The 18,398-nt window shown below is 44.9% G+C and carries 17 protein-coding genes and 1 tRNA gene; 14 read left to right on the plus strand and 4 right to left on the minus strand.

What is annotated here, in order from left to right:
- Positions 1 to 16: 16 nt before the first annotated feature.
- The 11 genes from hisS to ACO0KW_RS04540 all read left to right on the plus strand — a co-directional run bounded on the left by hisS (position 17) and on the right by ACO0KW_RS04540 (position 11,485).
- The gene (gene hisS, locus ACO0KW_RS04490) at positions 17 to 1,378 is read left to right on the plus strand and encodes a histidine--tRNA ligase (protein WP_423051037.1); all 1,362 of its coding nucleotides are present in this window, start codon (positions 17 to 19) and stop codon (positions 1,376 to 1,378) included.
- 12 nt (positions 1,379 to 1,390) lie between these two features.
- On the plus strand, positions 1,391 to 2,059 hold the full coding sequence (locus ACO0KW_RS04495; RefSeq protein ID WP_423051039.1) for a YfgM family protein: 669 nt from the start codon (positions 1,391 to 1,393) through the stop codon (positions 2,057 to 2,059).
- A gap of 13 nt (positions 2,060 to 2,072) precedes the next feature.
- Positions 2,073 to 3,227, plus strand: coding sequence for an outer membrane protein assembly factor BamB (bamB, locus tag ACO0KW_RS04500; RefSeq protein ID WP_423051041.1), 1,155 nt, complete (start codon positions 2,073 to 2,075; stop codon positions 3,225 to 3,227).
- Positions 3,228 to 3,231: 4 nt separating this feature from the next.
- Positions 3,232 to 4,575 (plus strand): ribosome biogenesis GTPase Der, encoded by a 1,344-nt coding sequence (der, locus tag ACO0KW_RS04505; protein ID WP_423051043.1) that lies wholly within the window; start codon positions 3,232 to 3,234, stop codon positions 4,573 to 4,575.
- A 148-nt stretch (positions 4,576 to 4,723) separates the two neighbouring features.
- Positions 4,724 to 4,960 (plus strand): RNA chaperone Hfq, encoded by a 237-nt coding sequence (gene hfq, locus ACO0KW_RS04510; RefSeq protein ID WP_423051045.1) that lies wholly within the window; start codon positions 4,724 to 4,726, stop codon positions 4,958 to 4,960.
- A 44-nt stretch (positions 4,961 to 5,004) separates the two neighbouring features.
- On the plus strand, positions 5,005 to 6,114 hold the full coding sequence (hflX, locus tag ACO0KW_RS04515) for a GTPase HflX (protein WP_423051047.1): 1,110 nt from the start codon (positions 5,005 to 5,007) through the stop codon (positions 6,112 to 6,114).
- 67 nt (positions 6,115 to 6,181) lie between these two features.
- A complete protein-coding gene (hflK, locus tag ACO0KW_RS04520; protein WP_423051049.1) occupies positions 6,182 to 7,429 on the plus strand; it encodes an FtsH protease activity modulator HflK in 1,248 nt (415 codons plus the stop codon).
- Positions 7,429 to 8,325, plus strand: coding sequence for a protease modulator HflC (gene hflC, locus ACO0KW_RS04525; protein WP_423051051.1), 897 nt, complete (start codon positions 7,429 to 7,431; stop codon positions 8,323 to 8,325). Before hflK ends, hflC begins: the two co-directional genes overlap by 1 nt.
- Positions 8,326 to 8,451: 126 nt before the next feature.
- The gene (locus ACO0KW_RS04530) at positions 8,452 to 9,603 is read left to right on the plus strand and encodes an ATP phosphoribosyltransferase regulatory subunit (protein ID WP_423051053.1); all 1,152 of its coding nucleotides are present in this window, start codon (positions 8,452 to 8,454) and stop codon (positions 9,601 to 9,603) included.
- A gap of 6 nt (positions 9,604 to 9,609) precedes the next feature.
- Positions 9,610 to 10,923 (plus strand): adenylosuccinate synthase, encoded by a 1,314-nt coding sequence (locus ACO0KW_RS04535; RefSeq protein WP_423051055.1) that lies wholly within the window; start codon positions 9,610 to 9,612, stop codon positions 10,921 to 10,923.
- Positions 10,924 to 10,966: 43 nt separating this feature from the next.
- Complete coding sequence (locus tag ACO0KW_RS04540) at positions 10,967 to 11,485, plus strand: phosphoribosyltransferase (RefSeq protein WP_423051968.1); 519 nt, start codon at positions 10,967 to 10,969, stop codon at positions 11,483 to 11,485.
- A 216-nt stretch (positions 11,486 to 11,701) separates the two neighbouring features.
- On the opposite strand, the gene ACO0KW_RS04545 is transcribed toward ACO0KW_RS04540, so the two are convergent.
- Positions 11,702 to 11,786 (minus strand) — tRNA-Leu (locus tag ACO0KW_RS04545).
- Between the two features lie 220 nt (positions 11,787 to 12,006).
- On the opposite strand from ACO0KW_RS04545, the gene rnr reads away from it, so the two are divergent.
- The 3 genes from rnr to cysE all read left to right on the plus strand — a co-directional run bounded on the left by rnr (position 12,007) and on the right by cysE (position 16,242).
- Positions 12,007 to 14,493, plus strand: a complete 2,487-nt coding sequence (gene rnr, locus ACO0KW_RS04550; protein WP_423051057.1) for a ribonuclease R — start codon at positions 12,007 to 12,009, stop codon at positions 14,491 to 14,493.
- Between the two features lie 92 nt (positions 14,494 to 14,585).
- On the plus strand, positions 14,586 to 15,326 hold the full coding sequence (gene rlmB / locus ACO0KW_RS04555; RefSeq protein WP_423051059.1) for a 23S rRNA (guanosine(2251)-2'-O)-methyltransferase RlmB: 741 nt from the start codon (positions 14,586 to 14,588) through the stop codon (positions 15,324 to 15,326).
- Positions 15,327 to 15,495: 169 nt separating this feature from the next.
- Positions 15,496 to 16,242 carry a serine O-acetyltransferase gene (gene cysE, locus ACO0KW_RS04560; protein ID WP_423051061.1) on the plus strand — a complete coding sequence of 249 codons (747 nt, stop codon included), beginning with the start codon at positions 15,496 to 15,498 and terminating at the stop codon, positions 16,240 to 16,242.
- A gap of 29 nt (positions 16,243 to 16,271) precedes the next feature.
- Here cysE and ACO0KW_RS04565 read toward each other — a convergent pair whose 3' ends face one another.
- The 3 genes from ACO0KW_RS04565 to ACO0KW_RS04575 all read right to left on the minus strand — a co-directional run bounded on the left by ACO0KW_RS04565 (position 16,272) and on the right by ACO0KW_RS04575 (position 18,332).
- Entirely contained in the window at positions 16,272 to 17,051 is a 780-nt protein-coding gene (locus tag ACO0KW_RS04565; RefSeq protein WP_423051063.1) for a UDP-2,3-diacylglucosamine diphosphatase, read from the minus strand.
- A gap of 35 nt (positions 17,052 to 17,086) precedes the next feature.
- Complete coding sequence (locus ACO0KW_RS04570) at positions 17,087 to 17,575, minus strand: peptidylprolyl isomerase (protein ID WP_423051065.1); 489 nt, start codon at positions 17,573 to 17,575, stop codon at positions 17,087 to 17,089.
- A 91-nt stretch (positions 17,576 to 17,666) separates the two neighbouring features.
- Entirely contained in the window at positions 17,667 to 18,332 is a 666-nt protein-coding gene (locus tag ACO0KW_RS04575) for a peptidylprolyl isomerase (RefSeq protein WP_423051067.1), read from the minus strand.
- Positions 18,333 to 18,398 lie beyond the last annotated feature (66 nt).

The raw sequence follows: 18,398 nt of genomic DNA on the forward strand, positions 1-18,398 counted from the left end.
AATTGGAATTGCAGGAATGTCCGAAAATAAAAAAGTAGAGAAGATCAGTGGCATTAAGGGGATGAATGACATCCTCCCCGAACAGGCTGCGCTCTGGGAATTGTTTGAAAATACTGTGCAGTCGGTATTGAAAAGCTATGGATTTCAACAAATGCGCACGCCGATTGTTGAGGCTACGCCCCTGTTTGCGCGTGGTCTAGGTGCAGTTACCGATATCGTCGAGAAAGAAATGTATTCTTTTGAAGATTCTATGAATGGCGATAAACTGACCCTGCGACCAGAAAACACAGCAGGTATTGTGCGTGCCGTGCTTGAGCATAACTTGACTTATGATGGTCCAAAACGGGTCTGGTACAACGGCCCAATGTTTCGTCATGAAAAGCCACAACGCGGTCGTTATCGTCAGTTTCATCAAGTTGGTGCCGAGGCGCTTGGGTTCGCTGGCCCTGATATCGATGCGGAATTGATCGTAATGTGCCAGCGCCTTTGGGATGATCTCGGTTTGCAGAATATTCGTCTGGAGCTCAATTCTATTGGTGACGCAGAAGAGCGCAACCGTCATCGTGCTGATTTGATTGCCTATTTAGAACAGCATAAAGACTTATTGGACGCAGAAGCGCAGCGTCGTTTGTATTCCAATCCTTTACGAATTCTTGATACGAAGAATCCAGCTCTGCAAGAAATCGTCAATAATGCGCCTAAGCTATTGGATTATTTGGGTGAGGAGTCCTTAACGCACTTTGAAGGATTGCAGAAAATTTTGCGGCACAATAGTATTCCGTTCACCATTAATCCACGTTTGGTGCGTGGGATGGATTATTACAATCGCACGGTTTTTGAGTGGGTTACCGATGAACTCGGTTCGCAAGGTACAGTGTGCGGTGGTGGTCGGTACGATACTTTATTTACCTTGTTTGGTGGCAAGCCAACGCCAGCTTGCGGATTTGCGATGGGTGTTGAGCGCTTGTTGGAGTTAATGAAGGCCAATGGTGACGCTGATTTGAGTAGTAGTTGTGATGTTTATCTTGTACATCAAGGTGAGCAAGCACAGGTGCAATCTTTTGTTTTAGGCGAACGTTTGCGTGATGCCGGCTTGGATGTTGTGTTACATTGCGCATCTGCTGCGGGAGTCGGAAGTTTTAAATCTCAAATGAAAAAGGCAGATGCAAGTGGTGCTGCATTTGCAGTCATCATTGGTGAAGATGAAGCCGCCGCTAATACAGTTGCGGTGAAGTCAATGCGATCAGACGATTTTGAGAATAATCAAGTCAGTGTTCCATTCGATACCGCGGTTGATTATTTGGTCGATCAAATCGTTGGATCAGATCACGACGAATCCCAGTGCGATAATCCTAATCATATTCACATTCATCATTAAAATTAATTAAATATGGCATACGATCTCGAAGAGCAAGAACAGATAGACACCCTCAAAGCTTGGTGGAAACAATACGGCAATTTGGCAACTTGGTTGTTGATCGCAGGCTTATCCGCTTTTGCTGGTTGGACAGCATGGACAAATTATCAACACGGGCAAGCTGCGCAGGCATCCACAATTTATGAGGAGTTGCAGCGTGCCGCTGGTGTGAAGGACAATGCAAAAGTGCAGGGTGCGGCTACTAATTTAGTCGAAAAATATGCACGTACGTCTTACGCGACCATGGCTGCATTGACGGCAGCAAGAAGCGCGTTTGATGCGAATGATATGAAATCTGCAAAAACGCAGTTGACTTGGGTTGCTGAGCATGGACAAACCAAGGAATTTCAAGCGTTAGCGAAATTACGTTTGACGTCGATTTTGTTGGATGAGAAAAATTATGATGATGCATTAAAAGTGCTCAGTGGTGACTTTTCGACTGAATTTGAGGCGGACGTTTTAGATCGTAAAGCTGATGTATTCGTTGCTCAGAACAAGATCAAAGAAGCGCGCGAAACGTATAAAGCTGCACTCGATAAAATGGGTGAGAAACATGCTGGAAGACAGTTAGTGCAAATTAAGCTGGATGCACTGGGCGGCGCAATTGACGCAAAAGTTGCCGTTACTTCTGAAAAAAAATAATATGAGATTATCTATGTTTTCACGTGGACTTCTGGTGTCGATTGTAAGTGTAGGTTTGTTGAGCGCCTGTTCTAGTTTGTCTTGGTTAAATCCTTTTGCCAAGGAAGATACTAAGAATGCCCCGGCTGTGCTGCAAAATTTTACTACCAGCATGTCAGTTAAGAATGCCTGGACGATAAATGTGGGTGCTGCTGGAGATTATTTTTTTAGCCCTGCGGTTGTAGGTACTGATGTTTATGTGGCGAGTGCCGATGGTACTGTCGTGAAAATTAATAGCCTGACTGGACAAGTTGCGTGGAAATCCAAAGCCGAATTGCGCTTGACCGCCGGTGTGGGTGCAAATGCAAAAGCAGTTGCAGTCGCTGGTGAAAAAGGCGTTTTATTTGTCTTTGATGATCAAGGAAAATTTCGCTGGAAGGCGCAAGCAAGTAGTGAAATTTTGTCGGCACCTGCGGTCTCTGAAAGCGTTGTGGTCGTTCATAGTATAGATAATCGGATATCGGCATTTGACGTAGAAACTGGTGCTCTTAAATGGATGGTTGAGCGGCCATTGCCAGTACTAACGTTGCGCATGGTCACGGGTATTACAATTAAGGATCAGCAAGTAATTATTTCGACTCCGGGTGGAAAATTGATTGACCTGGCTCTGCAAAATGGTGGATTGCGTTGGGAGGCAACTGCGGCTGAAGCAAAGGGTGCAACCGAACTCGAGCGTATTGTGGACATGTCTGGTGCTCCAGCTTTAGTGGGCAGTACTATTTGTGCTGCAAGCTATCAAGGGCGTGTAGCTTGTTTTGATGTGAATAACGGTACATTGAAATGGGCAAAAAATATTTCTAGTGAAGTAGGCGTCGCTGCAGATGAGCGCTTTGCTTTCGCCGTAGATAATCAAGGTGGGGTATTTGCTTATGATATTAGCGGCGGTGCTACTGCGTGGAAAAACGATAAACTGACGAATCGTGGTTTATCCACGCCAACTTCATTTGGTCGTTCAGTCGTGGTTGGTGATCGTTTCGGCTTTTTGCATTTCCTATCTAGAGAAGATGGTTCTTTCCTGGCACGAATGCCAACGGATGGAAGTAAGATTATGTCTGCCCCGGCTTTGGTCGGTAATAACCTGATAGTGCAAACAAAATCAGGTGCTGTTGTCGCATTTGCGACGGAATAAATTAATGAAACCAGTTATCGCTTTAATCGGTCGACCAAACGTCGGCAAGTCTACTTTATTCAATCGCTTAACTCGCACGCGCGACGCTTTGGTGGCCGATTTGCCAGGATTAACCCGTGATCGTCACTACGGTGAGGGGCGTGTCGGCGAACGGCCATTTTTGGTGATTGATACCGGTGGTTTCGAGCCTGTAGCAAAAGAAGGCATCATGCATGAAATGGCGAAGCAAACCAAACAAGCCGTTGCCGAAGCTGACGTGATTATTTTCTTAGTGGATGGTCGTCAAGGTCTAACGCCACATGATAAGACGATTACGGACTTCTTGAGAAAATCAGGACGTTCTGTAATGTTGGTGGTAAATAAAGCCGAAGGCATGCGTTATACCAGTGTCGCAGCCGATTTTTATGAATTGGGTCTCGGTGATCCTTATGTGATTTCATCTGCGCACGGTGATGGCGTTACTGATTTGGTGGAAGAAGCATTGAATATAGCCTACGCTTCGCGTCCGGATGAGCCAGAAGAAAATCTTGATGCTGCAAAAGGTATTAAGATCGCGATTGTTGGCCGTCCTAATGTTGGTAAATCAACACTGGTAAATACCCTCCTAGGTGAGGAGCGTGTCATTGCGTTTGATATGCCAGGAACCACCCGTGATTCCATTGAAATTCCTTTCGAGCGTGATGGGCAACAATATACGCTGATCGACACTGCGGGTATTCGTCGTCGAGGCAAAGTGTTTGAGGCGATCGAGAAATTTTCTGTTGTGAAAACTCTGCAATCTGTCTCCGAAGCTAATGTCGTGCTGTTGCTGTTAGATGCGCAACAGGACATTTCTGAACAAGATGCGCATATTGCTGGCTTTATATTGGAATCTGGCCGAGCCCTGGTGGTTGGCGTGAATAAGTGGGACGGTTTGCAAAGCGACAGGCGCGATGAGATCAAGATGGATATCGAGCGCAAATTGAATTTCTTGACGTTTGCTAAATTCCACTTTATCTCTGCTCTGAAGTCAACTGGGATCGCACCATTAATGAAATCTATTGATGCGGCATATGAAGCGGCGATGGCTAATTTGTCAACGCCAAAACTGACTCGTGCTTTGATCGAGGCAGTTGAGCATCAGCAACCGAAACGCAAAGGTTCGATTCGACCTAAGATGCGTTATGCGCATCAAGGTGGGCAAAATCCACCAATTATTGTAATTCATGGCAATGCTTTGGATGCAATTGGTGATGTCTATAAGCGTTATTTAGAAAAGCATTTTAGAGAAACTTTTAATTTAACGGGGACACCTTTGCGCATTGAAATGCGCTCGGGCAAAAACCCATTTACCAAAGAATCGAAGTAAAAGATTAAATATTGCAAACTAAGCTTCGCATAAAGGCTTAGTAGTATTTTAAAAATTTGTTTCTCGTGGTATCTTAATTATCTTTTGGACACTTGCAATCTCGAAAGGTGTCCCCAACTCCTAATCACAACAACACAATGGAGCTGTTATGAGCAATAAAGGGCAACTGTTACAAGACCCATTTTTAAATGCGTTAAGAAAAGAACACATTCCTGTTTCGATTTATTTGGTTAATGGAATTAAATTGCAAGGCCATGTTGAATCATTTGATCAATATGTTGTCTTGCTACGCAACACCGTGACACAAATGGTTTATAAGCATGCAATCTCGACCGTAGTGCCTGCTCGTGCGGTAAGTATCAACTCCGATGCGGAAACAGAGTAATTATTGTTGAATTTCTTGAGTAATTGTTTTTTATATAGGTTCCTATGCGCGCCGCACTAGTTGGCGTTGACTTTGGCAAAGGTGATTTTGCTGCAAGTTTAGACGAACTTTCTCAGTTCGCGTTATCTGCGGGAGCTGAGACCATCACAAGCATTGCGTGCAAGCGATCTAGTCCTGATGCAGCCTTATTTATAGGATCTGGCAAGGCAGACGAGATTGCACATGCTGTCATCGATCTGAGTTTAGATCTTGTCATATTCAACCATGCTTTATCCCCAGCTCAACAGCGAAATTTGGAGCGGCATCTCAAAATTCGTGTCGTTGATAGAACCAGTTTGATCCTAGATATTTTTGCTCAACGTGCCAAAAGTCACGAGGGTAAAGTGCAGGTGGAATTGGCTCAATTGCAGCATTTGGCTACACGCTTGGTGCGAGGTTGGACGCATCTCGAGAGACAAAAAGGTGGTATTGGTTTGCGTGGGCCGGGTGAAACGCAGCTGGAAACCGATCGTCGTTTATTGGGCGAACGTGTCAAAATGCTGAAGGCAAAGATGGAGAAGTTGCATAAGCAACGTGAGACTCAGCGTCGTTCGCGGGGGCGAAGTAATACCTTCACGGTGTCTTTAGTTGGCTATACCAATGCAGGTAAATCGACCCTGTTTAATACATTGACCAAGGCTGGAACCTATGCCGCAAACCAGCTTTTTGCTACGCTAGACACAACTTCGCGTCGCCTCTATCTTGAAGGTGTTGGGAATATTGTGGTATCAGATACTGTCGGCTTTATCCGTGATTTGCCGCATCAATTGGTGGCTTCTTTTCGTGCAACATTGGAAGAGACTATTCATGCTGATTTGTTGTTGCATGTGGTTGACGGTGGCAGCGCAGTGAGAAATGATCAGATCGATCAAGTTAACCATGTGCTAAAGGAAATTGGTGCGGACCATATTCCGCAGTTATTGGTTTGGAATAAGATTGATCAGGCGGATCTCTTGCCCGCGATAGAGCGTGACGAATATGGTAAAATTAACAGAGTTTTCGTTAGTGCAAAAAATGGTCAAGGTATTGATTTGTTACGAAATGCCATCGTTGAATTAATGCAGAAAACGCCAGTCGATTCTGAAATGAGTGCCGAAATTTTGCTTGAACAGTGAGATTTTTCGAATTGTTTTTCTTTTGTTTTATTTGAGTAAATTTAATAATTTATCGGGTAAGTAACGCATGCGAATTTCCTTTCTCAATCGCCTCAAACCCTTGTTGTCTTTGAATGATCCTCAATGGGGGCGTGGTTCAAAAGACGATAAGCCGGGCGGCAAAAAGCCAGAAGATGGCCCTCCTGATTTAGATCAGTTGTGGCGTGATTTTAATTTATCTATTGCCCGTGTGTTTGGTAAAAAGGGCAGCGGTGATGGTGGTGGGAGTGCCCCCAACGATTCTATGTTCGCGAAAGTTGGACTTGGTGTCATTGTTGCCGTGCTCGCATTTTTTTGGATGATCAGTGGATTTTTCATTGTGCAAGAAGGTCAGACTGGCGTGATTACAACTTTTGGCAAGTATAGTTACCAAGCCAATCCTGGTTTTAATTGGCGCTGGCCTTCACCTATTCAAGCGCATGAAATAGTCAATGTGCAACAGGTGCGTACAGTTGAAGTGGGTTATCGCAACAACGTCAAGAATAAGCAGCCAAAAGAAGCATTGATGTTGACAGATGATGAAAACATCATTGACATCCAATTCGCGGTTCAATACAAGTTGAAAGATGCAGCTAAGTGGTTGTATAGCAATCGTGATCAAGAAGAGATGATACGTCAGGTTGCTGAGACCGCGATTCGTGAAATCGTGGGGCGTAGCAAAATGGATTTTGTATTGTATGAAGGTCGTGAAAAAGTGGCGCTGGATGTGAACGTTTTGATGCAGCAAGTTCTGGATCGTTATGATTCTGGCGCTCAAATTACTAATGTGACGATGCAAGCTGTGCAACCACCTGAGCAAGTTCAAGCCGCGTTTGATGATGCTGTGAAAGCTGGTCAGGATAAAGAGCGCCAAAAGAATGAAGGTCAGGCATATGCGAACGACGTGATTCCGAAAGCCCGCGGTGAAGCATCTCGTCTGTTGCAAGATGCAGAAGGTTATCGCTCTAAAGTGATTGCGAATGCGGAAGGTAACGTAGCGCGCTTCAAACAGATTTTGGTTGAATATCAAAAGGCGCCAGGTGTGACACGTGATCGTATGTATCTCGAAACGATGCAACAAATTTTCTCCAGCACGACGAAGTTGATGATGGATACAAAGAGTGCAAATAATATGATTTATCTGCCTTTGGATAAGTTGAATTCTCAGGGTGACGCGGCGAAATCCAGCGTGCCCACTGCGGTGAATACGTTGCCGTCTGAGACTATATCTACAGTGGAAGTTCGGGGAGTTAAAGATGGTCGCGCCCGCGATTCCCGCGATAGGGAGTCACGTTAATGAATAAGTTTATTTCTTCCTTGTTGGCGTTAATCATTGTAGGAATCGCCGCTTACTCAACCATTTTTGTTGTCGATCAAAGATCGCATGCAATCGTGTTTGCATTAGGTGAAGTGAAAGCAGTAATTAGCGAGCCTGGATTGCATTTTAAATTGCCACCGCCATTCCAAAATGTGATGTTTTTGGATAAGCGTATTTTGACGATAGAGTCCCCGGAAGCGGATCGCTTTATTACTGCAGAAAAGAAAAATATTTTGGTGGATACCTATGTCAAATGGCATATCACAGAACCAAAATTGTACTTCGTTAGCTTCAACGGTGAAGAAAGTCGTGCCCGTGATCGTTTATCGCAAATTGTGAAAGCTGCTTTGAACGAAGAAATTACTAAGCGCTCGGTGCGCGATGTAATTTCAGGTGAGCGTGATAAGGTAATGCAAGCAATCCGCAAAAAAGTGACAGATGAAGCGAAGCAAATCGGTGTGGAAATCGTCGACGTGCGTTTGCAGCGTGTTGACTATGTCGAGCAGATCAATAATTCGGTGTATGAACGAATGAAGGCTGAACGTAGTCGTGTCGCAAATGAGTTGCGATCCACTGGCTTTGCTGATTCTGAAAAAATTCGTGCAGATGCAGATCGTCAGCGAATAGTAATTTTGGCTGAGGCGTATAAAGAAGCCCAAACCGTCAGCGGTGCGGGTGATGCGGAAGCGGCGAAAATCTATTCGCAAGCTTTTAGCCAGAATGCGGAGTTTTATAAATTCTACCGGAGCTTGGAAGCTTATCGTGCAAGCTTTAAGACTAAGAGTGATGTGATGGTGGTAGATCAAAACTCAGAATTCTTTAAGTATTTTAAAGCGCCAGGTGCCGGAGTGGTTGGAGCTGCGCCCAAAAAATAAATCATGTTTCGTATTTAAAAGTGGGTGTCGTTAGATAGACTGCATTTCATTTCGAACTGCAGTCTTTCTAGTTTTTGCCCAATCTATTAATGTTTGCAGTATTGTTACTACTGAAGATTGTTTCTTATGCCAAATTGGCTACTCCCCGAAAACATTGCCGACGTCTTGCCGTCGGAAGCGCGCAAGATAGAAGAGCTACGTCGTGTTTTATTAGATAATTTCCGTTGTTACGGATATGAATTAGTCATGCCGCCCTTGCTTGAGTACATTGAGTCTTTGTTGACCGGTGCAGGACAGGACATGGATTTACGCACTTTTAAATTAGTCGATCAGATTTCTGGACGCACTATGGGTGTTCGTGCAGATATGACGACGCAAGTGGCACGGATTGATGCACATTTGCTCAATCGTAAATCAGTGACTCGTCTTTGCTACGCAGGCAGTGTTTTGCATACTCGGCCTTCAGGTTTGCATGCAACGCGTGAACCTTTACAAATTGGTGGTGAAATTTATGGGCATGCTGGTCTTGAGGCAGACGCTGAGATTCAGGAGTTGGTGCTGGCCTCCTTAGCATTGGCAAATATTTCTGAGGTGCGATTAGATCTCTGTCACGTTGGTGTTCTGCGTGCACTTTTAAATAGCGACGCAGCCGCTAAACGACATGAATCGCAATTGTTTGCCCTGTTAGAAGCAAAAGATTTGCCGGCATTAAAAGAGTTGACGAAAGACTTTCAACCTCAGGTACGTCAAGCTTTATTAGATTTGCCAAATTTATATGGTGACAAAGCGATTATTCAAAAAGCCCGTGAAATTTTGCCCAAACTAGATGGGATTGCGATAGCATTGGACGAATTGGCTTATTTGGTTGATTTGGCTGGTAGTGCCAAAGTGACGGTTGATTTAGCGGATCTGCGTGGATATCACTATCACAGTGGGGTCATGTTTAATGCTTTTGTTCCAGGCTTGCCAAATGCGGTCGCACGCGGTGGTCGTTATGATCACGTGGGTGAAGCATTCGGACGTGCGCGTCCGGCAACAGGTTTCTCTTTGGACTTGCGCGAATTGGCGCGTTTGATGCCTTCCGCAGAACGTAAGAATGCGATTCTGGCACCGTGGAGTCCAGATCCAGCATTGCGTCACAAAATATTTGAATTACGCCAGGCAGGCGAAGTAGTGATACAAAATCTGCCCGGCCACGAGAATGAACAGGACGAATTTGAATGCACGCGCATGGTCGAATTCGATGGTAGTCAATGGATTTTAAAAACTGTAGGTTGATGAGCGATGTCACAAAATAAACCAGCAAAAAACGTAGTTGTCATTGGTACCCAGTGGGGTGATGAAGGCAAAGGTAAAATCGTCGATTGGTTGACGGATCACGCGCAAGGCGTGGTGCGTTTTCAAGGCGGTCATAACGCCGGCCATACTTTGGTTATCGGTGGTCAGAAGACTGCTTTGCAATTGATTCCTTCTGGGATTATGCGTGCAGGTACGGCTTGCTATATCGGTAACGGCGTGGTTTTGTCCGTGCCAGATTTGTTGCGTGAAATTGATAAGTTAGAAGCGAACGGTGTTGAAGTTTGCTCACGTTTGAAGATTTCGGAAGCTTGTCCAGTAATTTTGCCCTATCACACGGCTCTTGATGCGGCGCGTGAAGCTGCTCGTGGCGCTGCAAAAATTGGTACTACGGGTAAGGGTATTGGTCCAGCTTACGAGGATAAAGTGGCGCGCCGTGCGATTCGTGTTGCAGATTTGTTGAATCCTGAGCGCTTTGCTGAGAAGCTCAAAGAGAATTTGGAATATCACAATTTCGTATTGGTTAATTATTTAAAAGCCGAACCTGTCGATTTCCAAAAAACCTATGACGATGCGATGCGCGATGTTGCACGTATACGACCTATGGTGACGGATGTTTCCAGTGCATTACATGCCGCCTACAAAAACGGCGCAAGCTTGTTGTTTGAAGGCGCGCAAGGTAGTTTGCTCGATATTGATCATGGTACTTATCCGTTCGTCACTTCAAGTAACTGCGTTGCTGGGAATGCGTCTGCTGGCTCTGGTGTCGGTCCAGGTATGTTGCACTACATCCTCGGCATCACTAAAGCCTACACGACACGTGTGGGTTCGGGTCCATTCCCATCTGAACTGCCAACCGATCAAGGTGTTGGTAAGCACTTGGCGAGTGTTGGTCATGAGTTTGGTACAGTAACAGGTCGTGCGCGTCGTTGTGGTTGGTTTGATGCTGCATTGTTGAAGCGTTCTGTGCAAATCAACGGCGTGTCTGGCATGTGTTTGACCAAATTGGATGTATTGGATGGTTTGGAGTCTCTTAAGTTGTGCACTGGCTATACAATTGACGGCAAAGCCGTTGATATCTTCCCGGTTGGTGCTGAAGACGCAGCACGCTGTGTTGCTGTGTACGAAGAGATGCCTGGTTGGTCCGAGTCTACCGTAGGAGCACAATCTATGGATGCCTTGCCAGTCAATGCGCGTAATTACATCAAACGCATCGAGGAATTAGTTGGTGTACCTATCGATATGGTTTCCACCGGTCCTGATCGTGAAGAAACCATCGTATTGCGTCATCCGTTTCTGTAATTGAACTCCAGTCGATTTTGTAATTGATATTGAAAAGTTGTCGATCTTGAATACTGAGCAAAAAGATTTGTGGGTTTCTTGGGATGAGTATCATCGCTCGATAGAACTCTTAGCATTGAAAATCCATGAATCGGGCTTGCAGTTCGATCATATTTTGTGTCTTGCGCGCGGAGGACTTCGCATAGGTGATGTCTTCTCGCGTTTGTTCAAATTACCCTTGAGCATACTTTCTGTTAGTTCTTATCGCGGGTCTTCGGGGCAAGATCAAGGACAAATTCAAATTGGTGGAAGTGTCGCTAGTGTCGAGAAAAGTTTACGAGGAAGAGTTTTACTGGTGGATGATTTGGTTGATTCCGGCATTACGTTTCGGGAAGTTCAACCGTGGTTACGTAATCGCTATCCAGAAATCAATGAGATTAAAAGTGCAGTGATTTGGGTGAAATCAGTATCGGTAGTTGTGCCTGATTTTTATCTAGAATATCTGCAAGGTACACCGTGGATCCATCAACCATTTGAAATTTATGACACCTTAAGCTTGGAAGAAATCAAAGGCAAAGGTTAAGGAAGTGTCGTTGTGGTGAGAGCTATGAGTGGCGACGGTCAATAAAGAAAAGACGACAGGTGGTTTATAAGAGGTCTTCTTTTTATCTCCGAGATCCATTAAGGTCAGGTTTAGATGCGTGGCGTTAAAATAGAGGCGATCGCAAATTTGTGCTTAATCAAATTCCGCGCAAAATAAAAAAGCCGTTGACGAATCAACGGCTTTTTTAAAAATTGCTGGTGCCCACGGAGGGACTCGAACCCCCACACCCGAAGGCACATGGACCTGAACCATGCGCGTCTACCAATTCCGCCACGTGGGCAACGAAGAACAAGATTATAAAGTAATGCCTCATAAAGTCAATGCATCGACGGCGCAAATATGAGCCTGCGCTTGAATTACGAGAAAAATTTTAGTGGTACCAACGATCTACCTTTGCAAAGACTAGGTATTTTCTAGGTAACCCGATAAACTGTTTATATCTTACGAACCACCCAAAACAAGCAATTTGTATTACTTTATCTAAAAGAGATTCCATCGTTTTGAACAAACATCTTTACTCCATCCCCAGCCGCGAAGATATTCTCGGCGTCTTGCGTACTTCAAAAACAAGTTTGAAGGCAACATCGATTGCAAAAAAATTAGGCGTGAAACCTGAGGAGATCGACGGCATGGCTAAACGACTGAAAGCAATGGAGCGCGAAGGCCAAATTGCACAGGATAAGCTGGGTAATTTTTCCGCTTTGGCACAAGATAATGTCATCGTCGGTAGGGTTAGTAGCCATCGTGACGGCTATGGTTTCTTGACGCCTGATGATGGTAGCCCAGATTTATTTCTCCCTGAGCGTGAAATGGCGCGCATTCTTAATGGTGACAGAGTTACTGCACGAGTAGTTGGTACAGACCGTAAAGGCCGCCTCGAAGGTAGCGTATCAGAAATTCTCGAGCGAGCGAATACGCACATTATTGGACGATTGATTCAAGAGAACGGTGTTTGGTTGATCGCACCCGAAGATAACCGGATTAATCAAGATATTTTATTGGCAGGCTCGCCAGGAAAAGCCAAGGCGGGGCAGGTCGTTAGTGTTGAATTGGTAGAGCAACCGACCAAGTATTCACAAGCGATTGGTAAGGTTGTTGAGATCTTGGGTGAAATTGACGATCCAGGCATTGAAATTGAAATTGCGGTACGTAAATTTGGTGTGCCACATGAATTTTCTGATGCTGCGCAGAAGGCCGCTAGTAAATTGCCGTTTGACGTTGGCTCAAAAGATTTGGAAGAGCGAGTTGATTTACGTGATATCTCTCTGGTAACGATTGATGGCGAAGATGCTCGTGATTTTGATGATGCGGTGTATTGCGAACCTTGCAAAATAGGGCGCGAGAAAGGATATCGTTTGCTGGTAGCAATTGCCGACGTTAGTCATTATGTTAAGCCGAATGACGCGATTGATGACGATGCACTCTTACGCAGTACTTCTGTGTATTTTCCGCGCCGTGTGATTCCTATGTTGCCGGAAAAATTATCGAATGGCTTGTGTTCGCTCAATCCCAATGTTGATCGCTTGACGCTCGTATGCGATATGGTGATTTCTCTCGATGGTGAAGTTACAGCGTATCAATTTTATCCTGCAGTGATCCACTCCGCTGCACGTTTTACGTACACTGAAGTGGCTGCGATTTTAGGTAATACCAAAGGCCCGGAAGCACATAAACGATTGCCACTAGTACCGCACTTATTACATCTGTATGAGGTTTTCCAGGTCTTATTGAAAGCCCGTCATCGTCGCGGTGCAATCGATTTTGAAACGACTGAAACGTACATCGTCGCGAATGCTGCAGGCAAGATAGAAAAAATACTGCCTCGTACCCGCAATGATGCGCATCGCTTGATCGAGGAATGTATGTTGGCTGCTAACGTTTGTGCTGCCAGCCTTTTGCAAGAATATGAGCACTTGGGCGTGTATCGCATACATGCTGGTCCAACGAAAGAAAAACTCACTCAAGTTCGTAATTTTTTACGTCAAGTGGGATTGAATTTGATGGGGGGCGACAGCCCATCCGCATCAGACTATGCGCAATTGATGGAGAAAATTAAGAGTCGACCTGATTCGCAATTATTACAAACGATGCTGCTACGTTCTATGCAACAGGCGGTGTACAGTCCCGATAATATTGGCCACTTCGGTTTGTCTTACGATGCCTATGCGCACTTCACAAGCCCGATCCGTCGCTATCCTGATTTACTCACACATCGGGCGATTAAAGCAATCCTGTTAGGTAAGAAGTATGAGCCTAAGGGTATTGATACCAGTATTCTCAATACCACCATCTCAAATGCCGCGCGTAAGCAAATGGCGGTAGACAGGGCAGCTGGCAAAGAGCGTCACCAAAAAGAACAAACGATTTGGGACATGCTCGGAACGCATTGCTCTGCAAATGAACGACGTGCTGACGAAGCTTCACGTGACGTCGAGGCTTGGCTCAAATGTTATTACATGAAGAGTAAATTGGGCGAAGAATTTACCGGTACGATTTCCGGCGTGACACAATTCGGCCTGTTTGTACAATTGGATGAAATGTTCGTCGAGGGCTTGGTACATATTACTGAACTTGGCGCAGATTATTTTCAATTCGACGACGCTCGGCATGAATTGCGGGGCGAAAGAAGCGGTAAACGTTATCAACTTACTGATAAAGTTAAAGTAGTTGTAAGTAGGGTCGATATCGATGCCAGAAAGATTGATTTGTCGTTGGCCACCAGTGCAGTCCCTAATCGATTCCCGAAAACGCGTGAACTTGAAGAGGTCGCTGAAACACGTCAAGGGAAGCGTAGCGCCAATTTGAAAGTAGGCCGTGTAATCGACAATGAAAAGCCAGCGCTCAGTACAAAAGCGAAACCGCGAAAAGAGCCCGCGATTTATGTCGAGACGCCACCAAATAAAGTAAAGCGCAAGAAAGTATCGGTCGCAGCGACTCGCGCTGAACGTAAAGCTAAAACTGCGCCGCCTATGCGTAAGAAGCGTTGAACTAGTTTTGCGCGATACGTTTGATCAGTTCACTTTATGATCGATTAGTAAGTTATTAATAAAATATTTAAATACCTATAAAGAAGTGTGCAATGAAAAGTAAAATGATTTTCGGTTTCCATGCGGTGACCTCTCGTATTCGCCATGAAGCCTCATCAGTAGAGGAAATCTACGTCGACAATGATCGTTCTGATCGTCGCATGCAAGAGTTGATTCATGCGGCCAAATCAGCTGGTATCCGCATTATTCAGGCGGACGATCAACGTTTGTCAAATATCGTTGGTACCCGTCGTCATCAAGGTGTGGTTGCAAAGGCTGGTGAATTGTCACTCGCGCGTAATCTGGATGAGTTGCTCGATGCAATTGAAGGTCCACCACTATTGTTGATTTTAGATGGCATTACTGATCCCCATAATCTCGGCGCTTGTTTGCGTGTAGCCGATGGTGTTGGCGCGCATGCGGTAATTGCACCTAAAGATCGTGCTGTCGGATTGAATGCTACTGCCGAAAAAGTTGCAAGTGGTGCGGCGGAGACTGTTCCTTACATTACGGTGACGAATTTGGCTCGCACTATCCGCGATTTGAAAGAACGTGACATCTGGATTATCGGGACTTCTGATGACGTAGAAAAAACGATTTACGACGTTGATTTCAAAAGTGGTATCGCGATTGTGATGGGCAATGAAGGCGAAGGTATGCGCCGATTAACCCGTGAAAATTGCGATATGCTGGTACAAATTCCTATGTTGGGCTCTGTCGAAAGTTTGAATGTCTCGGTCGCCTCTGGCGTTTGTTTGTACGAAGCCCGTCGTCAACGTATCGCTGCTCAGTAATTTATTCCATCGATTTGGCGCTGTGCATCTTTGCTGTGGAACAATGACGGTAATAGATTCAGAGAATTAAACGCGCTCAGCGCCATTTCGCAAAAAACATTACACTAGTGTTTTGTTTTTTCGCCTGATGTGCAGCTCTGCACAAATCTCATTCATTTATTTCCGGACTATGTTTAAGCAATTACGCGAAGATATCGCTAGTATTATTCAACGTGACCCCGCCGCTCGCAACACTTGGGAGGTGATTACCTGTTATCCGGGCTTGCAAGCGATTGTGATGCATACGTGGGCGCAGTGGTGCTGGACCCATGGAATGAAGTGGTTAGGACGTTTTATCGCGCATTTGGCACGTATCTTTACTGGCATCGAAATCCATCCAGGTGCGACAATTGGCAAACGAGTTTTTATTGACCATGGTTTCGGCGTTGTGATTGGTGAGACGGCTGTGATCGGTGATGATTGCACCATTTATCAAGGTGTGACATTAGGTGGTACATCGCTAACCAAAGGCGCTAAACGTCATCCGACACTAGAGCAAGGCGTGATCGTTGGTGCTGGAGCCAAAGTCTTGGGCGGTTTTACCGTAGGTGCCGGTGCAAAGATTGGCTCCAATTCAGTGGTGATTAAACCTGTTCCTGCGGGGGCAACTGCGGTCGGGAATCCAGCTCATATTGTTCAATCAGCGCAGAACAAGGAAGCTGCACATGAAACATTCGGCTTTAGTGCTTATGGTCTGGGTACGAATGGCGATGATCCGATTTCTAAAGCATTTCGCCAATTGACTGAACATGTTTGTTCGCAGCAAGAGCAAATAGAGAAATTGCGCGCAGCGATTAAAGTTGCCGGCATTGTATGTGAAAAGTCACTCAATGAAAGACGCTTAGATGCTACTGAGATTTCTCAGTTGGTGGATTGAGAAGCGCATTGTTCAAACGTTGGCGCAGCTCAGATATAGATAAATTCTAGTTTGCCTTGCGAGTCTAGGCGTAGCCAGCCACCGCGCTTGTTTTGGTGATGATCGCAATCCCAGTCTGGCAAGACGTAGCGTAAACCATGTGCTTCTTGATGAATTGCATTTCTGTGGGTATGACCATGGATTAAAGTTGCGCCCGGATATTGTTCGCAGAGCGACATTACTGCATCAGGATTGACGTCCATGATCGCCATACTTTTATTCTGTTGTTCCGTGTTACTAGCTTTGCGCATGCCAAGGATGATCGCTTTACGCTCTGCTAACGGTTTGGCTAAAAAAGCGGTCTGCCATTCTGTTTGACGTACCATTGCACGGAATGTCATGTAACTGGTATCGTCTGTGCAGAGTGCGTCACCATGCGAAATGAGTAGGTGACATTCTCCTATGCGAAGTTCGGTCGGGTCATTCAATAATTCAACACCAGCTGACTGTGCAAAATGGCTACCTATCAAAAAATCTCGGTTGCCAGCGATCCAGAAGATTTTTACGCCAAAATCATTGAGTGCGCGCAAAGCCCCGATGATTTCTTGATTGTAACTATTTTCGCCATCGTCGTCACCAGCCCAATATTCAAATAAATCTCCTAATAAATACAGTCGTTCAGTATTGCGCGCTTGTTCGCTCAGGAATCGCAAAAAATAGTCGGTCGTCCGCGGTAGCGCATCCGACAAGTGAACGTCAGAAACAAACAGCGCAAGAGCTTTCTCCTGCAATTTGTTTGACAATTTCGGATCAGACTTTGTGGCTAGCATCAATATTTCACTGAATAATTTTGTCTGAACTGGTTTTAGATAATTTCTGCTTTTTCGATGACGATGTTTTCAACGGGCACGTCAGCAAACAAACCGGAACGAGTCGTCTTTGAAGCGGAAATTTTGTCAACAATTTCTGTCCCTTCGATTACTTCACCAAAGACACAATAACCCCAACCATCTTGGCCGGGAAAATCTAAGAAATCGTTTTTGGTTGTATTGATGAAGAATTGTGCCGAAGCAGAATGCGGATCGCTAGTGCGTGCCATGGCTAACGCATAACGAACATTTTTTAGACCATTGTTCGCTTCGTTCTCGACGTTGCCATTCGTTGGTTTTTGCTTCATTCCTGCCTCGAAGCCACCACCTTGTATCATAAAACCAGCAATGACACGGTGAAATATCGTGCCGACATAATGTCCAGACTCGACGTAGGACAGAAAATTAGCGACGGTCTTTGGTGCTTTATCCGCATTGAGTTCAATTTTGATTGCGCCTAAATTAGTGGTAAGTAGCACTGCCATGATGACCTCTTCTTAAAAATAGTTTGCGTATTGTAAATGAAGCTGATTTGGAATTTGTGTAAAAGCGTCACTAAATGTCAAAGTGACGAGATTATTTAATTTGTTTGATCGAGATAATCGTAATCATCTTAACGGGAACATTTTGATGAATGCTGACTTCGGAGGTTGGTGTTGATTTGATTTTTTCGACGACGTCCCAACCTTCAATGACTTTACCGAATGGGGTATATCCTGCTGCAAAAATTAAGGCACGTGAGCGAGGCAAAGTAATTGGTTCGCCATTTTTCATAACTTGAACTGGATCACCTTCAGCGATAGGTTGATAATTGAGAAAGTCATTGTTGTTTACATTGATATAGAATTGTGCACGTGCCGAGTTAGGATCATTTGTCCGCGCCATCGCTACGGTTCCAATATCATTTTTCAACTCATGTTCAAAGGCAGTCTTGGCTTCAGAAACCACGGGTTTGTCCGTTGGTTTTTCTCGCATCGCGGCATCCATGCCACCACCTTGAATCATAAAATTATCAATCACGCGGTGAAATATTGTTTTGTTATAGTGGCCTTTTTTTACGTAGCGTAGAAAATTTTCGACTGTTTTTGGTGCCTTTTCTGGATATAGTTCCAGAACAATATCACCCACTGATGTTTTGATATTTACCTTGGGTCGCTCTTGTGCTTGTGCCAAAGTCACGAAGAAAGTAAGGAAACTAACAGCACTCAATTGTAAAAAATGACGGCGATAATGCTTGATCATTATTGACTCCTTTTGTAATTATTGCAATTTTTCATGATAATTTTGATGCAAACTTTTAGGCGAACT

Source organism: Undibacterium sp. Ji22W (assembly GCF_049340305.1).
In the GTDB taxonomy this organism is placed as follows: Bacteria; Pseudomonadota; Gammaproteobacteria; order Burkholderiales; family Burkholderiaceae_D; genus Undibacterium.